Source organism: Sphingopyxis sp. P1IMeth2 (genome assembly GCF_900185685.1).
Classification (GTDB): domain Bacteria; phylum Pseudomonadota; class Alphaproteobacteria; order Sphingomonadales; family Sphingomonadaceae; genus Sphingopyxis; species Sphingopyxis terrae_A.
In genome coordinates this window covers 40,364-66,971 of record NZ_FYAT01000001.1, presented here as the reverse complement: position 1 = coordinate 66,971, position 26,608 = coordinate 40,364, and the positions used below count along the sequence as shown (strand labels likewise).

Sequence of the window (26,608 nt, the reverse complement as noted above, 5' to 3'; positions counted from 1 at the left end):
GACTAAACTGCTGTGCTTTGTCGCCTGATCAACCGGGCGGGCAACATGCGTTGCTCGACCGGTCGCCCGTCGATGCTGGCGAGAAGAGCATCGACAAGGAGCGTCCCTGCGCCCTTCATGTCCTGCATGACCGTCGTGAGCGTCGGTGAGGTCAGGCCAGCGGCGGGAATGTCGTCGAAGCCGATGATCGCGACATCCTGCGGGAGTTTCAGCCCTGCTTCGGAGAGTGCGCGCATTGCGCCGATCGCGATCAGGTCGCTTGCCGCGAAGATCGCGTCGAATCGCTTTCTGCCAGCGAGCAACGACTGCGCCGCGGCATAGCCCGATGCCTCCGAGGATATCGCGTCGCGTTGAAGCGCGGCATCTGGCACGATGTCGGCGGCACGAAGCGCACGGCACAGACCGGTGTAGCGGTCCTGGAATTCGGGCGCATGGTCCGACGCATCGCCGAGGAAGGCGATCGCCCGGCGGCCTATTTCCACCAAGTGTGCTCCCGCCTGTTCGCCCGCGCCGACATTGTCCGACCCGACCGTCAACCCGATCCCATCGCTCGACACCGAGCCCCAGCGAACGAAATTAGTGCCCATCTCGACCAGATGCTCGAGCTTGCTGAGATACAGCTGATAGTCGCCATAGCCGAGCAGGATGATCCCGTCCGACCGGTGGCTGTCCTGATAGGCGACGTGCCAGTCGTTGTGCATCTGCTGAAAACTGATGAGCAAGTCATATCCGCGCAGCGCACATTCGCGGGTGATGGATCCCAGCATCGACAGGAAGAAGGGGTTGATCATCGATTCGTCAGGCGTCGGATCTTCAAAGAAGAGCAGCGCGAGCGTGTGGGTGCGTTGCGAGCGCAGGCTCGACGCATTCTTGTCGACCATGTAATTCAGTTCGCGTGCGATGCGTTCGATATTGGCCCGGGTCGCAGCGCTGACCGATTTGCTGCCGCGCAGTGCGCGCGAGACCGTCGGCTGCGAGACGCCGGCAAGATAGGCGATGTCGAAACTCGTCGGCTTGACGGAGGGTGGTCGGCCCATGCTGTTCTCCCGGTCGCGGCGCCCTTATCGTTGGTCGCTCAGCGCGTACAAAGTAACCGGCGACCGCGGTCCTGCCAAGATTTTGCAAGTCCCATCGCGCTTCGAACAGCCGCTGTGGCATTTGGGCGACACGTCGGGAATGCGCATATTATGCGTATACGTATACCCTATGGCCCTCGCAGCCGATTGGCCTCAATTGCGAGGGCGAAAGATGGGATCATCCCACGCATCGGAGAGGATAGTCGCGGCTGGCAGCCGCTTCCCCTGATGCTGGGCGCGCGAACCCGTCGAAGCCAGGGGAGCATAGATGACAAACAACAAAAGCCTTCGCCGCGGCGGCAGTGCCCTCGCACTTGGCCTCGCCTCGATTGTCTTCGCGCCGGGCGTCGCCTTGGCACAGGATACCGGCGCTTCGTCTGCGGACGATTCGAGCGGCGAGGGCGAGATCGTGGTCACCGGCTTCAGCGCCAGCCTGCAAAGCGCCGTCAATGCCAAGAAGAACCGCGACCAGGTGGTCGAATCGATTTCGGCCGAGGATATCGGCAAGCTGCCCGACGCCTCGATCGCCGAATCGATCGCTCGTTTGCCGGGCCTGACATCGCAGCGCGTATCGGGGCGCTCGAACGCGATCTCGATCCGCGGTTTCGCTCCCGACTTCTCGACCACGCTGCTCAACGGCCGCGAACAGACCTCGACCGGCGACAACCGCGCGGTCGAATATGACCAGTATCCGAGCGAAGTCATCAATCAGGTGCTCGTCTACAAGACCCCGATGGCGTCGATCGTCGGGCAGGGGCTTTCGGGTACCGTCGACCTGCGCACGATCCGTCCGCTCGACTATGGCAAGCGCGTCATCTCGGTCGGCGGGCGCGGCAGCTGGGCCGAAATCGGCAAGCTGAACGCCGGGTCGAAGAAATATGGCTACCGCGTCAACGGGGTGTACGTCGACCAGTTCGCGAACGACACGCTGGGGATCGCATTGTCGGCGAGCTATGTCGACGAACCCTATCAGATCCAGGAATTCAACGCTTGGGGCTATGCCGGCGACGGTACCGCGGCGAACCCGGTCGTCATCGGCGGGTCGAAAAGCTACGCGACCTCGACCCAGCTGACGCGGCTTGGCCTGCAGGGCACGGTGCAGTGGCGGCCGAGCCCCAATTTCACCTCGACGATCGATGCCTTCTATTCGGACTTCAAGGACGACCAGATCAAGCGCGGCATCGAGCTGCCCCTCGCCTTCGGCGGCGCCGGGGTCAATGTCACCGACGTCGACAGCAGCGGCCAATATGTCTTCGCGCGGTCGGGCACCTTCACCAATGTCGAGGGGGTCGTGCGCAACGACGTCTTCGAACGGCAGGCAAAGCTCTACAGCTTCGGCTGGAACAACCGCTGGGAAGGCGACAACGGCTGGAACGTCACCGCCGATATCAGCCTGTCGAAGACCGACCGCAACGAACTGATCCTCGAAAGCAATGCCGGCACCGGGCGCGGCGCGGGCGTCGGCGCGACCGATACGATCGGCTTCAGCAGCGACCGCAACGGCACCGTGTTCAGCCCCGGCCTGAACTATGGCGACTATGATCTGATCCAGCTCACCAGCCCGCTCGGCTGGGGCGGCGACCAGACCGGTGTCGACGGTACGCGCATCCGCGGCGGCCAGGACGGCTATTACAACAACCGCATCATCAAGGACGAACTCTGGCAATATCGCGTCGAAGTCGAACGCGAGCTCGACGGCTTCCTGAAATCGGTGCAGTTCGGCGTGAACTATACCGATCGCAGCAAGAGCCTGGTTCCCGACGAAGCCTTTGTCGGTCTCGTCGCCAACACCGACGGCCTGACCAGCGTGTCGATCCCCGAACAATATCGCCTCGGCACGACCAACCTGTCCTACCTCGGGCTGGGCCCCGTCGTCAGCTACGACCCGCGCGACCTGCTCGCGGCCGGCATCTACCAGCTGGTCGCCAATCCCTATGGCGACGTCGTGGTCAAATCCTACGACGTGTCCGAAAAGTTGATGACCACCTATCTCCAGGCCAACATCGACCAGGAAATGGGTTCGTCGGTGCTGACCGGGAATGTCGGCGTGCAGGCGATTTTCACCGACCAGAACTCGAACGGTGCGAGCGCCGCCTATATCGGCCAGAATGCGAACGGTTCGCCGAACATCCAGGGCATCCCGCAGCGTGCGAGCACCGACTATGTCGATGTGCTGCCCAGCCTGAACCTGTCGCTGCGCACCGCCAGCGATTTCGTGGTCCGCTTCAGCCTGGCGCGCGAGATCATCCGTCCGCGCCTCGACGACATGCGCGCGTCGCTGAAATATGGCACGACGATCGGCGACGTCGGCAACGGCGTCTGCCCCGTCGGCCGCCAGTGCGCCGTCGTCCGCGGCGACGCGGGCAACCCGGACCTGCGTCCGTGGCGCGCCAATGCCGCCGACCTGACGTTCGAGAAATATTTCGGGTCGAAGGGTTATCTGGCGGTGCAGCTCTTCTACAAGGATCTGAAGAGCTATATCTACAATCAGGACGTCGCTTTCGATTTCACCGGCTATCCGATCCAGGATCCGGGCCTCGACGTGAACGGCAATCCGATCATCGTGAACTATCTGGGCACCGCGAACGTCCCGATCAACGGCAAGGGCGGCAAGCTTTACGGCGTCGAACTGGCGGGTACCTTGCCCCTTGGTGAGCTGGTATCGGCGCTCGACGGTTTCGGCGTGACGGGCGGTGCGTCCTATACGAAGACCAAGATCCAGCCGACGCCGGGTGCGCCGGCCCAGGATATTCCCGGCTATTCGAAATGGGTCGCCAACGGCACAGCGTATTTCGAGAAATGGGGCTTCAACGCTCGCGTCAGCGCGCGCTACCGGTCGAGCTTCATCGGCGAGCTGTCGGGCTTCGGCGGCAATCGTGTCCGTCGCCGCGCCCGCGCCGAGACGATCGTCGATGCCCAAATCGGCTATGACTTCCAGCCGGGCAGCGCGCTCGAGGGGCTGTCGCTCTTCATTCAGGGCCAGAATCTGACGAACGAGCCCTTCGTCACCGACGATCCGCGCGATAGCCGGGCGGTGATCGACTATCAGGTCTATGGCAGCCGCTACCTCGCGGGCGCTTCGTTCAAATTCTGAACCCTCCCTGACGGGGGCGGCCGGGTCGCGCCGCCCCCGTCCTCTTGTTGCGCTACAGGGCAGAGGCTGATCTTATGTCCCCCATGCGGCTAGTTATCATCGGCGGAGGCACGGCAGGCTGGATGGCGGCCGCCTGCTTGCGCCGCTTTTTGCCGGCGGGCTGGTCGGTGTCGCTCGTCGAATCGGACGCGATCGGCGCCGTCGGCGTCGGCGAGGCGACGATCCCGCAGATCCGTCTGTTCAACGCCGCACTCGGCATCGACGAGGATGAGTTTCTTGCCGCGACGCAGGGCACGATCAAGCTCGGCATCGAATTCAACGGCTGGACGCGGCCCGGTCATCGCTACATGCACGCCTTCGGCGCGGTCGGGCGCGGGCTCGGCCTGCTTGAGTTCCATCACTATTGGTTGCGCGCGCGGGCGGCCGGGGTGGCCGAAACGCTCGACCATTATTCTCTCAACGAGCGGGCCGCGTACGCGCGGCGAATGCAGCGCGGCGCGCCGCGCACATCGCCGCATCTGCTCGAGATGCCCTATGCATTCCATTTCGACGCCGCGCTCTACGCTGCCTTTCTGCGCCGCCGCGCTGAAGTGAGCGGTGTCGAGCGGATTGAGGGGAAAGTTGTCGATGTCCGTCTGAATGGCGAGACCGGCGATGTCACCGGCGTCGCGTGCGATGACGGGCGGTCTGTCGAGGGCGATTTCTTCATCGACTGTTCGGGTTTCCGGGGCTTGCTGATCGAGGACGCGCTCGAAACCGGATATGAGGACTGGTCGCACTGGCTTCTCAACAATCGCGCGGTGGCGGTGCCGTGCGCGCACGGCGCCACGCCGCAGCTGCCGTGGACCGGCGCGACGACGCGCGACGCGGGTTGGCAGTGGCGTATCCCGCTGCAGCACCGGATCGGCAATGGTTATGTCTATTCTTCGGACCATGTAACGGACGACGAGGCCGTCGCGACCCTGCTTGCCAATCTCGACGGACCCGCGCAGGCGGAACCGAACCGGCTGCGCTTCGTCAGCGGCAAGCGGCGCCGGATGTGGAACCGCAATGTCGTCGCGCTTGGCCTGGCCAGCGGCTTCATGGAGCCGCTCGAATCGACGAGCATCCATCTGGTGCAGGCCGGCATTTCGCGGCTGCTCAAGATGTTGCCATCGGGCGCTGCCGACCCCGCCGTCGCCGCCGAGTTCAACCGGCAGAGCGACTTCGAGTGGGAGCGTATCCGCGACTTCATCATCCTGCATTTCAAGGCGACCGAACGCCGCGACACGGCCTATTGGCGCGACCGGGCAGAGATGCCGGTTCCCGACACGCTTGCGGCGAAGATCGAGCTGTTCCGCGCGCAGGGGCTCATCTTCCGCGAGCATGAGGAGCTGTTCACCGAATCGGGCTGGCTGCAAGTGCTGGTGGGGCAGGGGATTGCGCCGCGCGCGTGGCATCCGCTCGCCGATGGGATCGGCGCCGACGACCTCGCGCGCTATATGGCCGGCGTCGCGGCGATGGTCGAAGCGGAGGTCGCGCAAATGGCGAGCTATGACGATTTCCTTGCGGCGACCTCGCGCGCGGCGGTGGCGGCGTGATCCGCGGGCTCGCCGCGCTTGCGCTGATGTTGGCGCCGCTTCCGGTGCTGGCGCAGGCCGGCCTCGCCGACGTCCGCGCGCGTCCCGCGACCGAAGAAGTGATCTATTTCGTCCTGCCCGACCGGTTCGAGAATGGCGACCCGCGCAACGATCGCGGCGGACTGACGGGCGACCGGCTCGCAACCGGTTACGATCCGTCGGCCAAGGGCTTCTACCACGGTGGCGATCTTGCCGGGCTGACGAAGCGGCTCGACTATATCCAGGGGATGGGCGCGACCGCGATCTGGTTCGCCCCCATCTTCAAGAACAAGCCGGTGCAGGGACCCAAGGGCGACGAAAGCGCTGGTTATCACGGCTATTGGGTGACCGATTTCACGCGCGTCGATCCGCACTTCGGGACCAATGACGAATTCCGGGCCTTCGTCGACGCGGCGCACGCGCGCGGGATGAAGGTCTATATGGACATCATCACCAACCACACCGCCGACGTCATTCGCTACACCGAAGGCGACGGGACGGGGTATCGCTATCGCAGCCTTGCCGATTATCCCTTTTCACGGCGCGGCGGTGCCGGCGGCGCGGCGATCAATCGGGGTTTCGTCGGCGACGGTGATCGCTCGCCCGAAAACTGGGCAAAGCTGACCGATCCATCGTTCGCCTATACGCCCGTCGTGCCGCAGGGCGAGGAAAAGGCCAAGGTGCCGGCGTGGCTGAACGACCCGATCTATTATCATAATCGCGGCAACAGCGACTGGGTTGGCGAGTCTGCGCTCTATGGCGATTTTGCAGGGCTAGACGATCTCGCGACCGAGGATCCGAAGGTCGTGCAGGGCTTCATCGACATCTATGGCCGCTGGATCGACGCGTTCGGGATCGACGGATTCCGCATCGACACCGCGAAGCATGTGAACCCCGAATTCTGGCAGGCCTTCGTGCCCGCGATGCTGGCGCGGGCGAAAGCGCGGGGGATTCCGAATTTCCACATCTTCGGGGAAGTCTATAACGACGCGGTCGACCCCGGATCGCTGGCGCGCCACACGCGCGTCGCCGGATTGCCAGCGGTGCTCGACTTCAGCTTTGCGCGCGCGGTGATCGATGCGGTCGGCGGAACAACCGGAACCGCCGTGTTCGAACGGCTGTTCGATGGCGATGTGCTGTACAAGGGCGGGCCGGCCGCGGCGCTGCAACTCCCGACCTTCCTCGGCAACCACGACATGGGCCGCTTCGCGATGTTCGTGAAGCAGGCAAACCCCGGTGCGAACGCCGACGACCTGCTGAAGCGCGTGATGCTGGGCCATGCCATGCTGCTGACGCTGCGCGGTGTCCCGACGATCTATTATGGCGACGAGCAGGGCTTCGTGTCCGACGGGGGCGACCAGCTCGCGCGCGAGGACATGTTCGCCTCGACGGTCGACGTCTATAACGACAACGATCTGATCGGCACCGATGCGACCACGGCGTCGGCCAATTTCGACCCGGCGCATCCGCTCTACCGCGAGATCGCGGCGCTTTCGGCTATCCGCCGCAAGACGCCCGCGCTGCTGCACGGGACGACGAAGCTGCGCGCCATTTCGGAAAAGCCGGGCTTGCTCGCGGTCTCGCGGTTCGATCCCGACTCCGGCCGCGAAGTGCTACTGGCGTTCAATACGTCTGCAACGCCCGTCTCGGCCAATATTGCCATCGACATGAAAAGCGCGGCCTTTACGTCGCTCCTTGGCGACTGCCCGGCGCACGCCGCCGCACCGGGCAGCCTGTCCCTCACTCTCCCCGCCTTCGGCACCGCCATATGCCAGGCCAACGAATAAGCGGAAAAACGACGCGTGACGACGAACCATAGCCTTGCCAAACAACCGCACGCCGTCGCCGACGCCGACCTGCCGTGGTGGAAGGGCGCGGCGATCTACCAGATTTATCCGCGCAGCTTTGCCGATTCAAACGGCGACGGGATCGGCGATCTGGCCGGCATCACCGCGCGGCTCGATTATGTTGCCTCGCTGGGTGTCGATGCAATCTGGCTGTCGCCCTTCTATCCCTCGCCAATGGACGATTTCGGATACGACATTGCCGATTATTACGGCGTCGATCCGATCTTCGGGACGCTCGACGATTTCGACGCGCTCGTCGCGCGCGCGCACGCGCTGGGTCTGAAGGTGACGACCGACCTTGTCTTTGCACACACGTCGGACCGGCACGACTGGTTCGCGACCAGCCGTGCGAGCAGGGATAATGCGATGGCCGACTGGTATGTCTGGGCCGATGCGAAGCCCGACGGCTCGCCGCCGACTAATTGGCAGTCGGTGTTCGGCGGTCCGGCATGGACGTGGGACGCGCGGCGCGGCCAATATTATATGCACAATTTCCTGGGGACCCAGCCGCAGCTCAACGTCCACAACCGCGCGGTGCAGGATGCGTTGCTGAACGTGGTCCGCTTCTGGCTCGACCGCGGCGTCGACGGGTTCCGCATCGACGCGATCAATTTTGCGATGCACGATCCCGAATTGCGCGACAATCCGCCGGCGCCGCCGTCGAACAAGGTCCGCACCCGGCCGTTCGATTTTCAGCTGAAAATCTACAACCAGTCGCATCCCGACATCCCGCTGTTCCTCGAACGCATTCGCGCGCTGACCGACGAATATGGCGGCAGCTTCACCGTCGCCGAGGTTGGCGGCGACGATGCGGTGCGCGAGATGAAGCTGTTCACCGTGGGCGACCGGCGCCTGAACAGCGCCTATGGTTTCGACTTCCTCTACGCCGACCGGCTGACGCCGAAGCTCGTTCGCGAAGCTGCCGAGCAATGGCCCGACGCGCCGGGTATCGGCTGGCCGAGCTGGGCCTTTGAAAACCACGACGCGCCGCGCGCGGTGTCGCGCTGGACGCCCGCCGGCGTCGATGCCGCCGCCTATTCGCGCATGAAGATGGCGCTGCTGTGTGCGCTGCGCGGCAACATCATCATCTATAATGGCGAGGAACTGGGGCTCGATCAGGTCGATATCCCGTTCGAGATGGTCAAGGATCCCGAAGCGCTGAAGAACTGGCCGCTGACCCTGTCGCGCGACGGCGCGCGGACGCCGTTGCCGTGGGCGGGGGATGCGGCGCATGCCGGATTTTCGTCCGCCAGTCCGTGGCTGCCGCTGGGTGACGCGCACGCCGGCCTCGCGGTGGACCGGCAGGATAGCGACCCCGCGTCGCTGCTCAACCTGACGCGGCGGCTCGTCGCGCTGCGGGCAGCGCATCCCGCGCTCCGTCACGGCCGCGACGGCGACTGGGTAGCCGAAGGCGACCTGCTGGTCTTCGACCGCGTGACCGGAGGCGAAACGATCCGCTGCCTCTTCAACCTCGGCGGGGAGTCCATTGACATTGCCGCGCAGCATCGCGGCGGAACGCCGATCGTGGCGATCAATGGGGCCGACGCCGACACCTTGCCGCCTTGCGGTGCCCTCTGGATCCGGATCGAACATTGATGTCCATGCTTCGCCTTGCCCCGCTCGCGCTTCTCGCCGCGTCACCCGCCGTCGCGCAGGAGGCGCCCGCGTCGGTCACCGCAACCTCGCCCGACGGTAGCCTGGTGCTGACCGTCGCGACCGACAACGATCAGCGGCCGACCTGGTCGCTGTCGCGCAAGGGGCAATTGCTGTTCGCGCCGTCGAAGCTCGGCTTCCTGCTCACCGACGGGATCGGCCTCCAGCGCGGCTTCGCGATCGATGGCATCGAGCGCGCGAGCGCTGACAGCCGCTGGGAACAGCCTTGGGGCGAACGCCGCTTCGTGCGCGACCACCACAACGAACTGCTCGTTCGCCTGCGCCAGAACGAAAGCTGGGGCGGCCATGCGATGAACGTCCGCTTCCGCCTGTTCGACGACGGCATCGGCTTTCGCTACGAGCTCCCCGAGCAGGCGGGGCTCAAGACCGCGAAGATTGCCGACGAAATCACCGAGTTCGACCTGGTGCCCAAGGGCACTGCGTGGTGGATCACCGCCGGCGAGTGGAACCGGTACGAGCAAATCTATCAAAAGACGCCGGTCGATGCCGTCGCCACCGCGCACACCCCGATGACCGTGCGGCTCGACGACGGGACGCATCTGTCGTTCCACGAGGCAGCGCTCGTCGACTATTCGGGGATGTGGCTGAAGCGCGCCGAAGGGCAGAAATTCCGCGCCACGCTGGCACCCTCGTCGAAGGGGCCGCGCGTCGTGCGCGACCTGCCGTTCGCGACGCCATGGCGCACGATCCGCATTGCGGACAGCGCGGCGGGGCTGGTCGAAAGCGACCTCGAGCTCAATCTCAACGAACCGAACAAGCTGGGCGATGTCAGCTGGTTCAAGCCGATGAAATATGTCGGCATCTGGTGGGGCATGATCCGCGGCGATTGGACCTGGGCCGAGGGGCCGAAGCATGGCGCGACAACCGAGCGCACGAAAGCGACGATCGATTTCGCAGCCAAGCACGGCTTCGGCGGCGTGCTGGTCGAGGGCTGGAACAAGGGCTGGAACGGCAACTGGTTCGGCCACGGCGACGAGTTCAGCTTTACCGAGGCGACTCCCGATTTCGACCTGAAGGCGGTTACCGACTATGCCCGCGCTAAGCATGTCCAGCTGATCGGACACCATGAAACCGGCGGGAATATCAAGGTTTACGAGGCGCAGCTCGACGATGCGATGAAGCTGTACGGCCGGCTCGGCGTCGGGACGGTCAAGACCGGCTATGTCGCCGACGCGGGCGGCATCATCGCGCCGGGCGACACCGCCGACAGCGTTGCGATGGAGTGGCACGACGGCCAGCGCCAAGTGCAGCATCATCTGAAGGTCGTCCAGACCGCCGCCAAATATCATGTGGCGGTCGATCCGCACGAGCCGGTGAAGGACACCGGCCTTCGCCGCACCTATCCCAACTGGGTCGCACGCGAAGGCGCCCGGGGCATGGAATATAATGCCTGGGGCGCCTTCGCAAACGGCCCCGATCACGAACCGACGCTCGTCTATACGCGGATGCTGTCGGGGCCGATGGACTTCACGCCAGGGGTCCTCAGTCTCGAGGGTGCGAACCATGCGCCGCTGGCTTCGACGCTGGCGAAGCAGCTCGGCCTCTATCTCGCCATCTATTCGCCGATCCAGATGGCGGCCGATTTCCCCGAAACGCTGGAGAAGTTTCCGCGCGAGCTCGATTTCATCTCGACAGTGCCGGCCGACTGGTCGGAAAGCCACCTGATCGCGGGCGAGGTCGGGGATTATGCTATTTTCGCGCGCAAGGACCGCAACAGTGCTGACTGGTATGTTGGCGGCGTCAACGATGCGACGGCGCGGACGTTGACGCTGCGCTTCGACTTTCTGGAACCGGGCAGAACCTACGTCGCGACGATTTATAAGGACGGCGACGGCGCCACTTATCTGACCGATGCGCGGCACAGCATCGCATACGACAGGATCAAGGTGAAAAAGGGTGATAGCTATACCCTGTGGCTCGCGCCCGGCGGCGGCGCCGCCATGCGCCTTGCCGCGGGTAAATGATACGCGTCCTGATTATGGCCGACCCTACGGATCGCGATAACGACATCACCTATCGTCGATAGGACTATTTTGGAGAAGCAGGATGGCCCATACGCCCGCCCCGACCAGCGCCGGGGATGCAGGAACGGAAGCTTATGTCGACGCACCGGAGCTGCGGCTGTTCGTGATGGGGCTGTTCTTCATCTTCGGGGGGATCACGTCTCTGAACGACGTGATCATTCCGAAGCTGAAGGAGCTATTCACTCTCAACTACACGCAGGCAATGCTCGTACAGTTCTGCTTCTTCACCGCCTATTTGCTCATCGGGATACCGGGGGCGAAGCTTGTCAAGAAGATCGGCTATATGCGCGGTGCGGTCGCGGGCCTGCTTACGATGATGGTAGGCTGTCTCCTGTTCATTCCGGCATCGCAGAATGCGACCTATGGCCTGTTCCTGCTTGCGCTGTTTGTCCTCGCGAGCGGGGTGGTTATCGTGCAGGTCGTTGCCAATCCGCTGATCTCGCTGCTTGGTAAGCCTGAGACAGCGCACAGCCGCCTGACCTTCGCACAGGCGTTCAACTCGCTGGGTACCACGCTGTTCCCGGTCGCAGGGTCGACGCTTATCCTCGGCGGTCTGGCAAAAGTGAGCGCCGATCAGCTATCGGGCGCCGAGCTCGACGCCTATCGCACTTCCGAAAGCCTCGCGATTGTGCATGGCTATCTCGGCATTGCGGTCGCGCTTGCGGTCGTGGCGGCGACCGTGTGGATGTTCCGCAAGCGCCTGAAGGGCGAGCGGCATGAGGCGAGTGCCGCGCTTGCGGGTTTTGACCTGCTAAGGCGTCCGCGTTTCGGCTTCGGCGCTCTCTGCATCTTCCTATATGTTGGCGCTGAAGTGTCGATCGGGTCGTTGATAGTCAGCTACCTGATGCAGGGGCACGTCCTGGCCCTGCAGGAACAGGCGGCGGGCAAGCTCATCGGACTCTATTGGGGCGGCGCGATGGCTGGGCGTTTCATCGGATCGGCAGTGATGCGCGTCATCAGTCCGGGCAAGCTGCTCGCCTGGGTCGCGGTCGGCGCGATCGCGCTGATCCTTGTCTCCACCAGCACGACCGGTGCTCTGTCGGGCTACAGCCTGCTTGCCATAGGCCTGATGAACGCGATCATGTTCCCGACGATCTTCAGCCTCGCTTCCGAAAAGCTCGGTCCCCGCGCTGCCGACGGGTCAGGGATCATCAATATCGCGATCTTTGGAGGTGCCGTGGTCCCGCTCGCGACCGGTGCAATCGCGGACCTCACCGGGCATCTTGGGCTCGCGCTGCTCCTTCCCGCCGCTTGCTATGCCGTCATCGCTGCCTTCGGCCACTATGCTCGGCGGCCGGCATGACGGCATCGCATTTGCCGGGGCAAAAGCTGACTGTCCGAAATCGGCCAAACTAGGTCCGCAGCCGGTACCCCACGGCCAGTTCGTTGACGATCCGCTTCGGTTGCGACGGATCTTCTTCCAGTTTCTGGCGCAGTCCGCGGACGACGATCCGCAGATATTCCACGCGATCGGCCTGGGCCGGACCCCACACCGAGGTCAGCAATTGGGTGTGGCTCAGGACGCGGTCGGGGCGGCGCGCAAGTTCGGCCAGGACGCCATATTCCTTCGGGGTCAGATGAACCTCCTCGGCGCCGCGAAAGACGCGGCGGTGCGCAAGGTCTATTCGCAGCGCGCCCGCCTCGACAACGGTGGGTTCCTCGCCGGACGCGGACGCGCGCTGGTGGCGCAGCGCCGTGCGGATCCGGGCGAGCAATTCCTCGGTATCGAAGGGCTTGGTGACATAGTCGTCGGCGCCCAGATCCAGCGCCGTCACCTTCTCGACACTGTTTTCGCGCGCCGATACGACGATCAGCGTGGCGTTCGAGCGCAGCCGCAGCGGCTCGATCAATTCCAGCCCGTCACGATCGGGCAGGCCGAGATCGAGCAGCACGACATCGGGCCGTTCGATGTCGAACAGGGCGATCGCCTGCCTGGCGCTGTCGGCTTCGATCACCTGATGACCGGCGCGCTGCAGCGTGGCCTGCAGCAGCCGCCGGATATGGGCATCGTCCTCGATGATCAGGATTTTTGCCGGGGGCACCATCCGGCCAGCCTATTTCGTCGGGAAGCGCGCGTCGAGTGCCCGATTGAGCATCAGCACGTTGACGCGCCTTTCGCCAAGGATGCCTGCGAGCGGGTGTTCGACAGATGCCTCGACCAGTGACCGGAGGCTGGCGTCGTCGATGCCGCGCGCTTTCGCCACGCGCGCAATCTGGAAAAAAGCCGCCTCGGGGCTGATGTGGGGGTCCAGCCCCGAGGCGGAGGTCGTCACCAGGTCGGGCGGGACAGGGCGGCCCGGTGCCGTTGCAGTGAGCGCCTTGACGTCGGCGGCGACGCGATCCGCAAGCGCTTTGCTCGCCGGACCGAGATTCGACCCCGAGGAAGCGGCGGCATCATAACCAACGGCGCCGGCGGCCGAGGGGCGCCCGTGGAAATAGGCGTCGGCCAGGAATCGCTGGCCGATCAGCTTCGACCCCACGATCTTTGAACCGTCGCGGACGAGGCTGCCATTGGCTTGCTCCGGAAAGACGAGCTGGCCCATAGCCGTCAGCGCAAGCGGATAGGCCAGCCCGAGGAGGAGAGCGAAAAGCGCGGTCAGCACGAGCGCGGGACGAAGGGCGGATTTGAGTTCGGAAAGCATGGAATTGTCCTTACGCAAGCTGGAGGCCGGACACGGCGAGGTCGATCAGCTTGATGCCGACGAATGGCGCGACCAGTCCGCCTAGGCCGAAGATCGAAAGATTGCGCGCGAGCAACGGGCCGGCAGGCATCGGCCGGTAGCGCACGCCCTTGAGCGCAAGCGGGACGAGGCACGGAATGATCAAGGCGTTGAAGATGATCGCCGACAGTACCGCGCTTTCGGGCGTGGCAAGGCGCATGACGTTGAGAACGCCGAGCTCAGGATAGAGAAAGACGAAGATCGCCGGGATGATCGCAAAATATTTGGCGACATCGTTAGCGACCGAAAAGGTCGTCAGCGCGCCGCGCGTCATCAGCAATTGCTTGCCCAGGCCCACAACCTCGATCAGCTTGGTCGGATCACTGTCGAGATCGACCATATTGCCCGCCTCGCGCGCCGCCTGCGTGCCGGTGTTCATCGCGACGCCGACATCGGCCTGCGCCAGCGCGGGGGCGTCGTTGGTGCCGTCGCCGCACATGGCAACGAGCCGTCCCTCGGCCTGCTCGCGGCGAATGAGGGCAAGCTTGTCCTCGGGCGTCGCTTCGGCCAGGAAATCGTCCACCCCGGCTTCGGCGGCGATCGCCGCGGCCGTCAGCGGGTTGTCGCCCGTAATCATGACGGTGCGGATTCCCATTTTGCGCAATTCGCCGAAGCGTTCGCGAACGCCCGCCTTCACGACGTCCTTCAGGTGGATGGCGCCGAGCAGACGTCCGTCCCTGACCACCGCGAGCGGCGTGCCGCCGGCGCGCGCAACTTCGTCCGTTATGCGGCGCAACTCCTGCGCGGCAGGCGAGGATACGGTGTCGGGGTGAGCCTTGAAGATCGAATCGACCGCGCCCTTGTGGATCGTCACCTCGGCGACCGTGACCCCCGAAAGGCGCGTTTGCGCGGTGAAGGGGATGACGTCGGACCCGACCGGAAGCGCCACCACGCGGATCGCATAGCGTTCGCGCGCAAGCGTCACGATCGAACGGCCCTCGGGGGTTTCGTCGGCCAGGCTGGCGAGTAGTGCGGCCTCCGCCAGAGTCTCGTCATCGACGCCCGCCAGCGCGCGGAACTCGCTGGCCTGGCGGTCGCCGATCGTGATCGTGCCGGTCTTGTCGAGCAGGAGAACATCGACATCGCCTGCGGCCTCGACGGCCCGGCCCGACTTGGCCAGCACGTTGAAGCGCACAAGGCGGTCCATTCCGGCAATCCCGATGGCGGAGAGCAGTGCCGCAATGGTCGTCGGGATCAGCGTGATGAGCAGGGCCGCGAGCAACGCGACCGGGATCGATCCGTCGGCATAGGACGCGAAGCCCGGAATGGTCGCGACGGCGATCAGGAAGATGATGGTCAGCCCGACGAGCAGGATCGTCAGCGCAATCTCGTTGGGCGTCTTGCGCCGCTCGGCGCCTTCGACGAGTGCGATCATGCGGTCGAGAAAACCCTGGCCCGGCTCGGCAGTGACGCGCACCTTGACGCGGTCGGAGATGACGCGCGTGCCGGCTGTCACGGCGCTACGATCGCCGCCGGCCTCGCGGATCACGGGGGCGCTTTCGCCGGTGATCGCCGCTTCGTTGACCGATGCGACGCCTTCGATCACCTCGCCGTCGGCGGGGATGAGGTCGCCCGTCTCGACCAGCACGATCTCGCCCTTTTCGAGCTGGCTTGCGGCGACGATTTCATAAGTCTCGCCGACGCCGAGCATCAGCTTGGCGCGCAACTCGGCTTTCGTTGCGCGAAGCGAGGCCGCCTGGGCACGCCCGCGTCCCTCGGCCAGGGCTTCGGCAAAGGTGCCGAAAAGCACGGTGAGCCAGAGCCAGGCGACGAGCTGGATTTCGAAACCCAGCGACAGGCCGGGGTCGCCGAGCGCGAGCAGCACCGTCAGGAGCAGGGCAACGCAGGCGGTGGTGAACATCACCGGGTTGCGCATCAGCTCGCGCGGATTGAGCTTCCTTACCGCATCACGCATCGCCGGAACGACCAGTGCGGGGCTGAACATCGAGGTTGGAGTCGTCATGTTGCTGATCCCTCAGAAGCGCTGGCCGGCCATCATCGAGAGATGATCGGCGACGGGACCTAGCGCGAGGCTGGGAAGGAAGGTGAGGCCGCCCATGATCAGGATGATCCCGATCAGCAGGCCGATCCACAGCCCCCCGGTGGTGGGGAAAGAGCCGCTGGTAGCGGGGGTGTGGCGCTTTGCGGCAAGGCTGCCCCCGATGGCGAGCACCGGCACGATCACGAAGAACCGGCCAAGCCACATCGCGATCCCGATCATAGCATTGTAAAAGGGAGTGCCCGCGCTCAGGCCCGCAAAGGCCGAGCCATTGTTACCGGCCCCCGAGCTGAACGCGTAGAGAATCTCCGAGAAGCCGTGCGGCCCCTTGTTGAGCGGCCCGGCAAGCCCCACGGGGAGCACGCTGGCAATGGCGGTGAAGCCGAGGATGACCAGCGGCAGGATCGCAATGGCTAGGACCGCGAGCTTGACCTCGCGCGCCTCGATCTTCTTGCCGACATATTCGGGTGTGCGCCCCACCATGAGGCCCGCGACGAACACCGCGAGGATGGCAAAAAGCAAAAAGCCATAGATGCCCGCGCCGACACCGCCGACCACAACCTCGCCGAGCTGGATGTTGAGTAGCGGGATCAGGCCGCCGATTGCGGTGAAGCTGTCGTGCATGGCATTGACGGCCCCGCAGGACGCCGCCGTGGTGACAACGGCGAAGAGCGAAGAGGCGGCGATGCCGAAGCGAACTTCCTTCCCCTCCATATTGCCGCCGCCAACGCCGAGGTAATGAAGTGCGGGGTTGCCGGCAGCCTCCTGCCAATAGGCAATGCTGGCGCCGGCGATGAAAATAAGTCCCATCGCCGCGAGGATTGCCCAGCCTTGGCGCGTGTCGCCAACCGCCTTGCCGAAGCACCACGTCAACCCGGCGCCGATCAGGAAGATCGAGACCATCTGGATCAGATTGGTGAGCGCGGTCGGATTTTCGAAAGGGTGCGCGCTGTTGGCGTTGAAGAAGCCGCCGCCATTGGTCCCCAGCATCTTGATCGCTTCCTGGCTTGCGACCGGACCGAGCGCGATCGTCTGTCGCACGCCTTCGAGCGTCGTTGCGTGGACCGATCCCGCCAGCGTCTGCGGCACGCCGCTCGCGATCAGGAACAGCGCGTAGACCGTGCAGATGGGAAGCAGCAGATAGAGCGTGATGCGCGTCGTATCGGCCCAGAAATTACCGATCGTTCCCGTTTCGCGCCTTGCGAAACCGCGAAACAGCGCGAAGGCAATCGCGATACCGGTGGCGGCGGAGAGGAAGTTCTGGATCGTAAGCCCGAGCATCTGCGACAGGTTCGACAGCGTCGTCTCGCCCGAATACCATTGCCAGTTGGTGTTCGTCGTAAAGCTGACCGCCGTATTAAAAGCGCCGTCGGCGCCGACCGCGCCGAAGCCTTGCGGATTAACGGGAAGTACCCCCTGCAATCGCAGCACCGCATAGGTGAAAAGCAGCAGCGCGAGGTTGAACAGCAGCATGTGAAGCGCGTAGCGCCGCCAGCCCTGCTCTTCGGTCGGGTCGATCCCGGCCATCCGGTAGAAGCCCCGCTCGACTGGCCCCAGGATGCGATGAAGCGGGGTCGTGCGCCCTTCGTAAAGGGCAAAGAGCCAGAGGCCCATCGGTTTGGCAAGGACGGCAAGGATCGCGACGAAGGTGAAAATGAGCATCCATCCGGACAAGGTCATGGGATTGCCTCCGGTCAGAAACGTTCGGGGCGCAGCAGCGCCACCACGAGATAGACGAACAGCGCCGCAGCGACGGCGCCAGCGAGCATCGACGAAGCGCTCATGGTCAGGCCTTGTCGCAGATGCGCGCGTAGCCGAGCGTGGCTGCGAACAGCAGCGCGGTAAGGGCGAGCCACATCAGATCGGTCATCATAGGTCTCCGGCAAAGGGCGACTCCCGAGGGAGCCGGACTGAATGCGACGCCGCTACGCCCCTTCGCCGTAAAGTTTCGCGGTCGATTTTCGCCGGGCGCATAAGGATTCCATAAAGATCGCCGATTGTCGCTTGGCCCTGTGTCCGCGACCGGGGTAAGCGGGCGCATGGTATCGGCCACCAAGAGACCCTCACCCGAAGCCCTGTTGCGGCAGGCAAAGCGCGAGGCGCGCGGGCGGCTGAAGATTTTTCTCGGTGCGGCGCCGGGCGTGGGCAAAACCTATGCGATGCTCAGCGAAGGTGCCGCGTTGCGGCGCGACGGACAGGACGTCGTCGTCGCCGTGGTGGAAACGCACGGTCGGGCCGAGACCGAAGCACTGCTCGACGGGATGGAGGTCGTGCCGCGCTGCGAAGTCGCCTATCGCGGCCACCAACTGACCGAGATGGACATCGATGCCGTGCTCCGCCGCGCCCCGACACTCGCGCTGGTGGACGAATATGCCCATACCAATATCGACGGCAGCCGGCATCCCAAACGCTGGCAGGATGTCGAGGAACTGCTGAACGCCGGGATCGACGTCTATACGACGCTCAACGTCCAGCATGTCGAAAGCCTGAATGACGTCGTCGCAAGCTTTACCCGGGTGCGCGTTCGCGAGACGGTACCCGACAGCGTGTTCGAAGGAGCCGAAATCAAGCTCGTCGACCTGCCGCCCGACGAACTGATCGACCGGCTGCGCGATGGCAAGGTCTATGTGCCGCACGAGGCAAGCCGTGCCCTCGGCCATTTCTTTTCGAAGGCGAACCTTTCGGCGCTGCGCGAAATGGCGCTCCGGCGAGCTGCCTTGAGCGTCGACCGGCAAATGTTGCACGATCTCGATGCGACGGGCGAAGCGGGCACCTTCGCGGCCGGCGAGCGGATCCTCGTCGCGATCAGCGAACAGCCAGGCAGCGATATGCTCGTGCGCACCGCAAAGCGCCTTGCCGACGGGCTGAACGCCCCATGGACGGCGGTGCATATCGAGACGGCACGAAGCGCGGCCTTCGACGACGATGCCCGGCGGCGGATAGCCGCGTCGCTCGCACTGGCCGCTACCCTCGGCGCGACGATCGCTACCGTTCCTGCGGAGAGCGTTATTGCCGGACTGCGCGGCCAGATCGAGGTGATGCGCGCGACCCAGCTTATCATCGGCAGGTCGCAGCGTAGCTGGTGGTTCGAACTTCGCCACGGTTCGGTCGTCGAGGCGCTGATCCACGACGCGGGCGACCTTGCCATCCACGTCATCCCGTCACCCCGCGAATCTCCTGCCCCGCGCCGGGGTCTCGACTGGACACGCGGCTGGGGGCGCCCGTCGAGCTATGCGGTCGGACTGGGGCTCATCGCGTTGATGACGGGCGCCGCGCGTCTGGCCGAACCATGGATCGGGACCGGGGCCGTCGACCTGCTGTATCTCGTTCCGGTGATTGTCGCCGCGACGCTTTACGGCTTGCGTCCGGGGCTGTTCGCGAGCCTCGTGGCGGCGCTGGCGTTCAACTTCTTCTTCCTCGAGCCGCGGCATACCTTCACGATCGCCGATCCGCAGAGCGTCCTCACCATGTTGATCCTTACCGGCGTCGCCGCGGTGGTCAGCAATCTTGCCGGCCGGCTGCGGACGCGCGCGCGGATCGGGGTTCGCAGCGCGCAGGAAAATGCGTCGCTTGCCGCCTTCGCGCAGATGCTTGCGCGCGCCTCCGATCGCGAAACCACCGCTGCGGTAACCTGCGAGGAAGCGGCGCGCTTGCTGGGCGTGCGCAGCATCATTCTGGCCGAGCAGGGCGGGCTGTTGCGACCGCTGGTCGCGCGGCCCGTCGATGCGGCGATCTCGCCGATCGATCAGGCGGCGGCCGAATGGGCCTGGACGAGCGGCGAACCTGCGGGACGCGGGACGAATACGCTCGTTGCGTCCGACTGGCAGTTTCATCCGCTCAAGACCGGGCTCGGGGTTCTTGCGATCCTCGGCATCGCGAGCGAGGACGGCCGCGACCCGATTTCGCCCGACCGCGCCGCGCTGCTCGCCACGCTCGTCGGCCAGGCGGCGCTCGCGCACGAACGCTTGCATCTGGAGGACGAGATGCGCAGCCTGTCGGTCCTCGAGGAACGCGACCGCCTCCGCGCCGCGCTGCTCTCGTCGATCGGGCACGACCTGCGCACCCCGCTGACCGGCGTGACCGCCGCGATCGAGGCGCTGGCGAGCGAGCACCCCGGCGCGTCCGCGCTGCCGCTCGCGCGCGCGGAGGTGTCGCGATTGCGGCGTTTTCTCGACAATCTCGTCGAGTTGGTCCGCCTCGATTCAGGCGGTCTCAACCTGGATGTGGCGCCGGTCGATCTGACCGACGCCGTGGCGGCTGTGGTCCACGATCTGAAAGATCTGCTGCGCGGACATCATGTCGATTTCCAGGTTCCCGCGGGTCTTCCGCTTGTCCGGGTCGATGAGCGGCTGCTCCATCACATTCTGCTCAATCTGCTCGCCAATGCGATCCAGCATGGCGGCAGCGCCGGGCCCATCGCCATCATTGGCCGCCGAACGCCCGATGCCGTAGCCCTGACCGTGCGCGACCATGGCGGCGGTCTGGAACCGGGATCGGAAGGCACAATCTTCGACACATTCGAGCAAGGGAAGGGCGGCGACCGGCACGGCGGCAGCGGGCTGGGGCTTGCGATCGTCAAGGGCTTTGCCGACGCGCTCGGCATCGCCGTTTCGGCGAGCAATCATCCGGACGGGGGCGCAGCATTTACGCTGACCTTCCCGTCCGCCTTGATCGCGACCATTTCCGATACCGAATGATCGCATCAAGGCGCGCGGTCGCCATCGCTCATCCTATGCTGTTCTCTAATGGGTCAAGGTCTGGCTACTCGGTCCTGAGCGGATGATGCCTTTGGGTGCCTGCGTTCTCTGCGTGCTCAATATCGGCACTTGATGGGGTCAGCTGGGTGCGAGCGTGGCTTGGTTGAAACCGCAGTCGGTCGACGGGTCGGCCGCATGCTACAGCATAGGCGCCATCATCTGCTCCCTCCCTCGGGCGTTCGCTCCCGCTCGGGAGCTCGGTGCGGCCTCCTGTCTTTGTATTGGGGCCGAAGGTCAGGCCGGCTGGAACTCAGTGCCATTTCGGAGCATGGCGTGCATGATGATGGCGAGGCGCCGGGCGAGCGCGATCCGCGCCATGCGCATGGTCGAGCGCGCGGCAATTGCGAACGCCCAGTTCTTCAGCTTCAATTCGCCTTTGCAGTCCGCCGGTATGGCCGCATCCGGATATTCGCCCCAATGCTGATCCTTCATCACCGCCAAGGCGCGCGTCATTTCCCGTTCCCCATTCGCAAAAGCTGATGCGATAGTGGTGGGGGGCGCCTCATTGTAAAGTTGCGGATTTGGTATGCTAATTAAGGGTGGGGAGCAGAGGCCCTTTTTCCCCCGTCCGCCACGCTTGGCGGCCGCGACGGGGGAACAGGTTGTGTGTGCACAAAAAGAACAATAAGAGAACAAATATGGTCGGTCAACCCCCCGTGCGGCGATTTTCCGTCAGCCAGGGGCGGAAGGGCTTGCCATCGCTCGCCGTTGACGTAAGCGTCAACTTAACTGACGGTGCGGCCCTGCCGCCGCCCGCGCATCGCCCGTCCGGCGGCCAGAACAAGGGAGAGAAATATGGCTAGCGAACCGAAATTCGACCTCAGCGGGCGCGTCGCACTGGTGACCGGGGCGTCGTCGGGGCTGGGCGCGGGCTTTGCAAAAGCGCTCGCCGCAGCAGGCGCGAAGGTGGTGCTCGCGGCACGCCGCGCCGACAAGCTTGCCGAACAGGTCGAGACGATCCGCGCAGCGGGAGGCGAAGCGGTCGCGGTCAGTATGGACGTTACTGACGAAGCATCGACCAAGGCCGCCTATGACGCCGCCGAGGCTGCGTTCGGCACCGTCGATACGATCGTCGCCAATGCCGGCGTCGCGACCGAGAAGGTGGCGCTCGGCCTGTCGGTCGAGGATGTCGATTTCCTCCTCGCCGCCAATGTCCGCGGGGTCTTCCTGACCGCAACCGAAGGCGCGCGCCGGCTCGAGGCGGCGGGCAGTCGCGACAAGGAAAATGGCCGCATCGTCATCATCGGGTCGATAACGGCGGAAAAGATCTTTCCGGCGACCTCGGTCTATGGCGCCACCAAGGCCGCGGTTCGCCACATGGGCAAGGCGCTTGCCCGCGAATGGGCGCGGCGCGGGATCAGCGTCAATGTCATCCAGCCGGGCTATTTCGAATCCGAAATGACCGCCGAACTGTTCGCGAGCGAGGCGGGTACCAAATTCGTCGCGAGCTTCCCGCGCCAGCGGCTGCGTCCGCCGAGCGACCTGCACACGCCGCTGCTGATGCTGTGCTCCGACGCGGCGCGCGGCATCACCGGTTCGGTGATCACCATCGACGACGGCCAGACGCTGTGAGCGGCGAACTGCTGATCGAGGCGCGCGGCCAGATCGAGATCGCAACGCTCAACCGGCCCGCGCGGCTCAACGCGCTGAGCGAGGGGCTCGTCGAGGAGCTGAACGATTATTTCGGCGGGCTGGCGGCGCGGCCCGACGTACGCGTCGTCATCCTGCGCGGGGCGGGGCGCGGATTTTGCGCCGGGCTCGATATTCAGGAGGACCGGTCGAGCGACGAGACGCCGGTGCTGCGCACACTGCGCACCCAGACGAGCATCGGCAATATCTATCGCAAGATGCGCGCCTGTCCGCAGCCGATCATCGCGCTGGGGCACGGCGCCGCGGCGGGAGGCGGGCTGTCGCTGATGCTTGCCGCCGACGTGCGCTATGCGGCGCCCGGCTTCCGGTGCAACGCCGCCTACATCCGCATCGGGCTCGGCGGCTGCGACATGGCATCGAGCTATTTCCTGCCGCGTCTCATCGGCGCCAGCCTGGCGTCGGAGATGATCCTGACCGGCCGCTTCATCGAAGCCGAGCGCGCGCTGTCGGCGGGACTGGTGAGCGAGATCGTCGCCGAGGACGAATTGCTGGACCGCGGCCTGGCGCTCGCCGAAGAAATGCTCGCGACCAGCCCCTGGGGACTGCGCCTGTCGAAGCAGGCACTCAACCTCAACATCGACGCCCAGAGCCTCGACGCCGCCATGGCAATCGAGGATCGTCAGCAGGTCATCCTCTCCGCAACCGAAGACCATAAGGAAGCGCTCGCCGCCTTCCTCGGCAAGCGGCCCCCGGCGTATCGCGAGCGGTGAGGGTGTCGGGGTAGACGGGAGGTTGGCAGCTAACGACCGATTGTGGGCGTTCAGCCAAACAACCGGCCGCACAGATACAGCGACAGTTCGCGAGCATGCTGTCCCCAATGGAAGAATTGAAGCCGGAAGGCGAAATGCGCGTCATTGAGACTGACATGGTCAGCAAGCCATAAGACCTCGCGCATATCTAACGTAAGGTCAGCCAAGTCATCGATTGCGTCAGCGACCATCAGCGCGTCGTCTAAAGATCCAGTCGGGTCCACTACCGGATAAGCGCCATAAGTTGGAAAACGTGCCGCTACTTCGGCGTAGAGAGATGCGCCGTTTTGCATCGGCGCGTCCACGTCAGCATCTGACACATCTCCAACTGGGGTTACGTGATAAGCTGCGACTAAGCCGTCCAGCGCAGCGAGGAGCGTTTTGTCGCCTGGCCGATCGCCATCCCATACGACACTTAAGAAGTGTTTGGCGGCGCTGATGGCTGGCGAACTGTTCATCGCGAGCAAGTCGCACGAGCGGACGGATGAGGCAATCGTTCACCGCCGGTGTGGATCGAATGACTGCCAACGACCGATTGCGGAACTTACACCCCAATGCGAAGAGGGTCCGCATGGACCTAATTCACGAAATGATCAGTCCGAACAGTGAGAGGAAGGTGCGCGTCTACAAACGGACGGATGGCTTTTTCGAGTATGAAGAGGTTTTGAAGCGTTCGATCAGATCGCCGGGACCTACTGGTCGTCCGGATATCAATCCGGGATGTTCGGCACAGAAGGCGCCGCGATGGCGGAGATTACTGCAACGACGCCTTGGCTTCGGAGCGGCGCCTGACGACCGATTGCAGACATGTTTGGCCCCGGTAATGTCGATATGGAAATCTTGATCGTAGATCTTGCGCAAACGGCCATTGAGCATGTGGACGACTGCCATGGCCGCGCGGCAGCTTGGATCGTCGCAATTTTAAGCATTTCGGTCCTAATTAGCGTACCCGTTTCAATCGTGCTGTATCTCATAAACTAACGTCCGCTCCCACCCCAAAGCGGTCCCTGGTCGATGACGAAAGAAGAAAAGGCCGCCGGTCCTCTCTCATTCTGAAACCACTGCGTGCTTGTCGCCCAGGTTACGCCGCCTTGCCATGAGTCACGTCCATGCTCACCGCGCTGCCGGCGTCGATCGCGGCGGCTTTGGCTTCGACCAGCTTGACGATGTGCGCGATCATGTCGGCGTCTTCGACATGGTGGTCGGTGACGCCCGAGAGATAGACCATATGCTTGCCGTTGCCGCCGCCGGTGATGCCGATGTCGGTTTCGCGCGCCTCGCCGGGGCCGTTGACGACGCAGCCCAATACTGAGAGCGACATCGGGGTCTTGATGTGCTGGAGCGCGTCTTCGAGCGCCTGCACCGTGCGGATGACGTCGAAGCCCTGGCGCGCGCAGCTGGGGCAGGAGACGACGCGGACGCCGCGGGTTCGTAGGCCGAGCGATTTCAGGATTTCATAGCCGACGCGCACTTCCTCTTCGGGTTCGGCCGACAGGCTGACGCGGATCGTGTCGCCGATCCCCGCCCAGAGGAGGTTGCCGATGCCAAGCGCCGATTTGACGGTGCCGCCGATCAGCCCGCCGGCTTCGGTGATGCCAAGGTGGAGCGGACAGTCGACCGCTTCGGCGAGCTGCATATAGGAGGCTACGGCGAGGAAGACGTCGCTCGCCTTTACCGCGACCTTATATTCGTGGAAGTCATGGTCCTGAAGCAGCTTGATATGGTCGAGCGCGCTTTCGACCAGCGCCTCGGGGCAGGGTTCGCCATATTTTTCGAGCAGATCCTTTTCGAGACTGCCTGCGTTGACGCCGATGCGGATGGCGCAGCCGTTCGCCTTGGCGGCGCGGACGACCTCGCCGACGCGCTCCGACGAACCGATATTGCCGGGGTTGATGCGTAGGCAGGCGGCACCCGCGTCGGCGGCCTCAAGCGCACGCTTATAGTGGAAATGAATGTCGGCGATTACGGGCACGCGCGCGGCGCGGACGATCTTGCCGAGCGCGGCGGTGCTGTCGGTATCGGGGCAGGAGACGCGGATCAGGTCGGCGCCTGCATCCTCGCAGCGGCGGATCTGGTCGATGGTCGCGACGGGATCGCTCGTTGGCGTGTTGGTCATCGTCTGCACCGTGATCGGGGCGCCGCCGCCGACAGGGACGTTGCCGACCATGATCTGACGGCAGTCGCGCCGCGCAATGTCGCGCCAAGGGCGCAGGCCGGGATTGTGATCGCTCATGAAACGGGTCCGGTGAGGAGAGGGAGGATGGCCTCCTTTAGCCGCCCGCGCCCGCCTTGGCAAAGCCTGTGGGCGGTGGCCGCGCTTGTGGCGGGAAAGACACAGTGTGGCGGCGAATGTAACATTTGTGCAGTTTTCAATTGTGCGCTGCCGCATATTGCGCGATTTTCGGCGCGTTCCTGACCACGCGCCGGCCGCAAGAGCATCGGGAGAGGATCGGGCGGGGACCGCAGGATGGACGGTTTCGGTTCAATATCGATGAGAGGGGGGGGCTCACCCAATGAAATTTCTTACCAAGGCGTGCTTTTGCATGCTGCTCGCGACATCGGCGATGGCGACGCCAGCCATGGCGCAGGACGCGACCGACGCGCCGAGCGGTCCGATCACCGTGTCGGGCGGGGTCGATCTGGTGTCCGACTATCGTTTCCGCGGCATTTCGCTGTCGAACGAAAAGGTCGAGGTCCAGCCGACGATCACACTGACCCACGAGAGCGGATTTTATGCAGGCGTCTGGGGGTCTGGCCTGCCGAAGACCGATGAATATGGCAAGGTCGAGGTCGACCTCTATGCGGGCTGGGGCGGCGAAGTCGCGCCCGGCACGTCGGTGGATATCGGCGCGACCTATTACTGGTATCCCGATGGCAAGGATGCCTTCGGTCCGGTCGACTATGTCGAAATCATCGGCAAGATGTCGCACGACATCGGACCCGTGTCCGCTACGGGGACCGTTGCCTATGCGCCCAGCCAGAAGTCGCTCGGCAGCGATGACAATATTTATCTGAACTTCGGCCTGTCGTCGGGGATTCCGAATACGCCGGTCACGGTCGACGCGTCGCTCGGCTACACCAGCGGTTCGCTCGGCGCGTTGGCGCCCGGCGGCGACTATCTCGACTGGACGGTCGGCGCCACGGTTACGGCGGGCATCTTCAACCTGGGCGTCCATTATGTCGATACTGACATCAAGAAGACCGGGATCAAGGAAGTCGATACGCTGTATGACCCGACCGTCGTCTTCAAGGTCGGCGTCGCCTTCTGATAGCGCGGCCAGATCGAGCCGACGATAAAGCGCGGGCGCCGACCGAGGGTTGGCGCCCGTTTGCGTAATATTGTTTCCGTTGAAACCGGATATGCGCAACGACCTGTTGCATAAAAGTCGCAATCCGCGCCTTATCGTGCCCGATGCGGCT

18 protein-coding genes and 1 pseudogene are annotated in these 26,608 nt (G+C 64.4%); 10 read left to right on the top strand and 9 right to left on the bottom strand.

What is annotated here, in order from left to right; translation table 11 throughout:
* Nucleotides 1-2: 2 nt before the first annotated feature.
* On the bottom strand, nt 3-1,037 hold the full coding sequence (locus P1IM2_RS00285; RefSeq protein WP_062900909.1) for a LacI family DNA-binding transcriptional regulator: 1,035 nt from the start codon (nt 1,035-1,037) through the stop codon (nt 3-5).
* Between the two features lie 307 nt (nt 1,038-1,344).
* On the opposite strand from P1IM2_RS00285, the gene P1IM2_RS00280 reads away from it, so the two are divergent.
* The 6 genes from P1IM2_RS00280 to P1IM2_RS00255 all read left to right on the top strand — a co-directional run bounded on the left by P1IM2_RS00280 (nt 1,345) and on the right by P1IM2_RS00255 (nt 12,616).
* On the top strand, nt 1,345-4,170 hold the full coding sequence (locus P1IM2_RS00280; protein WP_186401060.1) for a TonB-dependent receptor: 2,826 nt from the start codon (nt 1,345-1,347) through the stop codon (nt 4,168-4,170).
* Nucleotides 4,171-4,244: 74 nt separating this feature from the next.
* A complete protein-coding gene (locus P1IM2_RS00275; protein WP_186401059.1) occupies nt 4,245-5,750 on the top strand; it encodes a tryptophan halogenase family protein in 1,506 nt (501 codons plus the stop codon).
* A gap of 26 nt (nt 5,751-5,776) precedes the next feature.
* Nucleotides 5,777-7,555 carry an alpha-amylase family glycosyl hydrolase gene (locus P1IM2_RS00270; protein ID WP_186401624.1) on the top strand — a complete coding sequence of 593 codons (1,779 nt, stop codon included), beginning with the start codon at nt 5,777-5,779 and terminating at the stop codon, nt 7,553-7,555.
* Between the two features lie 15 nt (nt 7,556-7,570).
* Nucleotides 7,571-9,211, top strand: a complete 1,641-nt coding sequence (locus tag P1IM2_RS00265; protein WP_186401058.1) for an alpha-amylase family glycosyl hydrolase — start codon at nt 7,571-7,573, stop codon at nt 9,209-9,211.
* Nucleotides 9,211-11,253, top strand: a complete 2,043-nt coding sequence (locus P1IM2_RS00260; protein WP_186401057.1) for a glycoside hydrolase family 97 protein — start codon at nt 9,211-9,213, stop codon at nt 11,251-11,253. Before P1IM2_RS00265 ends, P1IM2_RS00260 begins: the two co-directional genes overlap by 1 nt.
* An 82-nt stretch (nt 11,254-11,335) precedes the next feature.
* Entirely contained in the window at nt 11,336-12,616 is a 1,281-nt protein-coding gene (locus P1IM2_RS00255; protein ID WP_186401056.1) for a sugar MFS transporter, read from the top strand.
* A gap of 49 nt (nt 12,617-12,665) precedes the next feature.
* Here P1IM2_RS00255 and P1IM2_RS00250 read toward each other — a convergent pair whose 3' ends face one another.
* Genes P1IM2_RS00250 through kdpF form a run of 5 tightly spaced genes read right to left on the bottom strand, consistent with a single transcriptional unit; the run spans nt 12,666 to nt 17,816 of the window.
* Complete coding sequence (locus tag P1IM2_RS00250; protein ID WP_186401055.1) at nt 12,666-13,358, bottom strand: response regulator; 693 nt, start codon at nt 13,356-13,358, stop codon at nt 12,666-12,668.
* A 9-nt stretch (nt 13,359-13,367) separates the two neighbouring features.
* Complete coding sequence (gene kdpC / locus P1IM2_RS00245) at nt 13,368-13,955, bottom strand: potassium-transporting ATPase subunit KdpC (RefSeq protein WP_186401054.1); 588 nt, start codon at nt 13,953-13,955, stop codon at nt 13,368-13,370.
* Nucleotides 13,956-13,965: 10 nt separating this feature from the next.
* Nucleotides 13,966-15,996, bottom strand: coding sequence for a potassium-transporting ATPase subunit KdpB (kdpB, locus tag P1IM2_RS00240; protein ID WP_186401053.1), 2,031 nt, complete (start codon nt 15,994-15,996; stop codon nt 13,966-13,968).
* A 12-nt stretch (nt 15,997-16,008) separates the two neighbouring features.
* Nucleotides 16,009-17,712 (bottom strand): potassium-transporting ATPase subunit KdpA, encoded by a 1,704-nt coding sequence (kdpA, locus tag P1IM2_RS00235; RefSeq protein ID WP_186401052.1) that lies wholly within the window; start codon nt 17,710-17,712, stop codon nt 16,009-16,011.
* 14 nt (nt 17,713-17,726) lie between these two features.
* Entirely contained in the window at nt 17,727-17,816 is a 90-nt protein-coding gene (gene kdpF / locus P1IM2_RS00230; protein WP_040590286.1) for a K(+)-transporting ATPase subunit F, read from the bottom strand.
* Nucleotides 17,817-18,071: 255 nt separating this feature from the next.
* Between kdpF and P1IM2_RS00225 the strand changes: the two genes are divergently transcribed.
* Nucleotides 18,072-20,729, top strand: coding sequence for a sensor histidine kinase (locus P1IM2_RS00225; RefSeq protein ID WP_186401051.1), 2,658 nt, complete (start codon nt 18,072-18,074; stop codon nt 20,727-20,729).
* A 294-nt stretch (nt 20,730-21,023) separates the two neighbouring features.
* Here the strand turns inward: P1IM2_RS00225 and P1IM2_RS00220 are convergent.
* Nucleotides 21,024-21,170, bottom strand: a pseudogene (locus P1IM2_RS00220) (IS110 family transposase); the annotation flags it as partial.
* A 414-nt stretch (nt 21,171-21,584) separates the two neighbouring features.
* Between P1IM2_RS00220 and P1IM2_RS00215 the strand changes: the two are divergent.
* Both P1IM2_RS00215 and P1IM2_RS00210 read left to right on the top strand, forming a co-directional pair.
* Nucleotides 21,585-22,361 carry an SDR family NAD(P)-dependent oxidoreductase gene (locus tag P1IM2_RS00215; protein WP_062900898.1) on the top strand — a complete coding sequence of 259 codons (777 nt, stop codon included), beginning with the start codon at nt 21,585-21,587 and terminating at the stop codon, nt 22,359-22,361.
* Nucleotides 22,358-23,149 carry an enoyl-CoA hydratase/isomerase family protein gene (locus tag P1IM2_RS00210; protein WP_186401050.1) on the top strand — a complete coding sequence of 264 codons (792 nt, stop codon included), beginning with the start codon at nt 22,358-22,360 and terminating at the stop codon, nt 23,147-23,149. Before P1IM2_RS00215 ends, P1IM2_RS00210 begins: the two co-directional genes overlap by 4 nt.
* Nucleotides 23,150-23,199: 50 nt before the next feature.
* Here the strand turns inward: P1IM2_RS00210 and P1IM2_RS00205 are convergent, their stop codons facing one another.
* Together P1IM2_RS00205 and ispG are read right to left on the bottom strand one after the other, a co-directional pair.
* Entirely contained in the window at nt 23,200-23,646 is a 447-nt protein-coding gene (locus P1IM2_RS00205) for a hypothetical protein (protein ID WP_186401049.1), read from the bottom strand.
* Nucleotides 23,647-24,269: 623 nt separating this feature from the next.
* Nucleotides 24,270-25,421: a flavodoxin-dependent (E)-4-hydroxy-3-methylbut-2-enyl-diphosphate synthase gene (ispG, locus tag P1IM2_RS00200; RefSeq protein WP_186401048.1), complete on the bottom strand. Its 1,152-nt coding sequence runs from the start codon at nt 25,419-25,421 to the stop codon at nt 24,270-24,272.
* 280 nt (nt 25,422-25,701) lie between these two features.
* On the opposite strand from ispG, the gene P1IM2_RS00195 reads away from it, so the two are divergent.
* Nucleotides 25,702-26,457 (top strand): TorF family putative porin, encoded by a 756-nt coding sequence (locus P1IM2_RS00195; RefSeq protein ID WP_062900894.1) that lies wholly within the window; start codon nt 25,702-25,704, stop codon nt 26,455-26,457.
* Nucleotides 26,458-26,608: the final 151 nt, after the last annotated feature.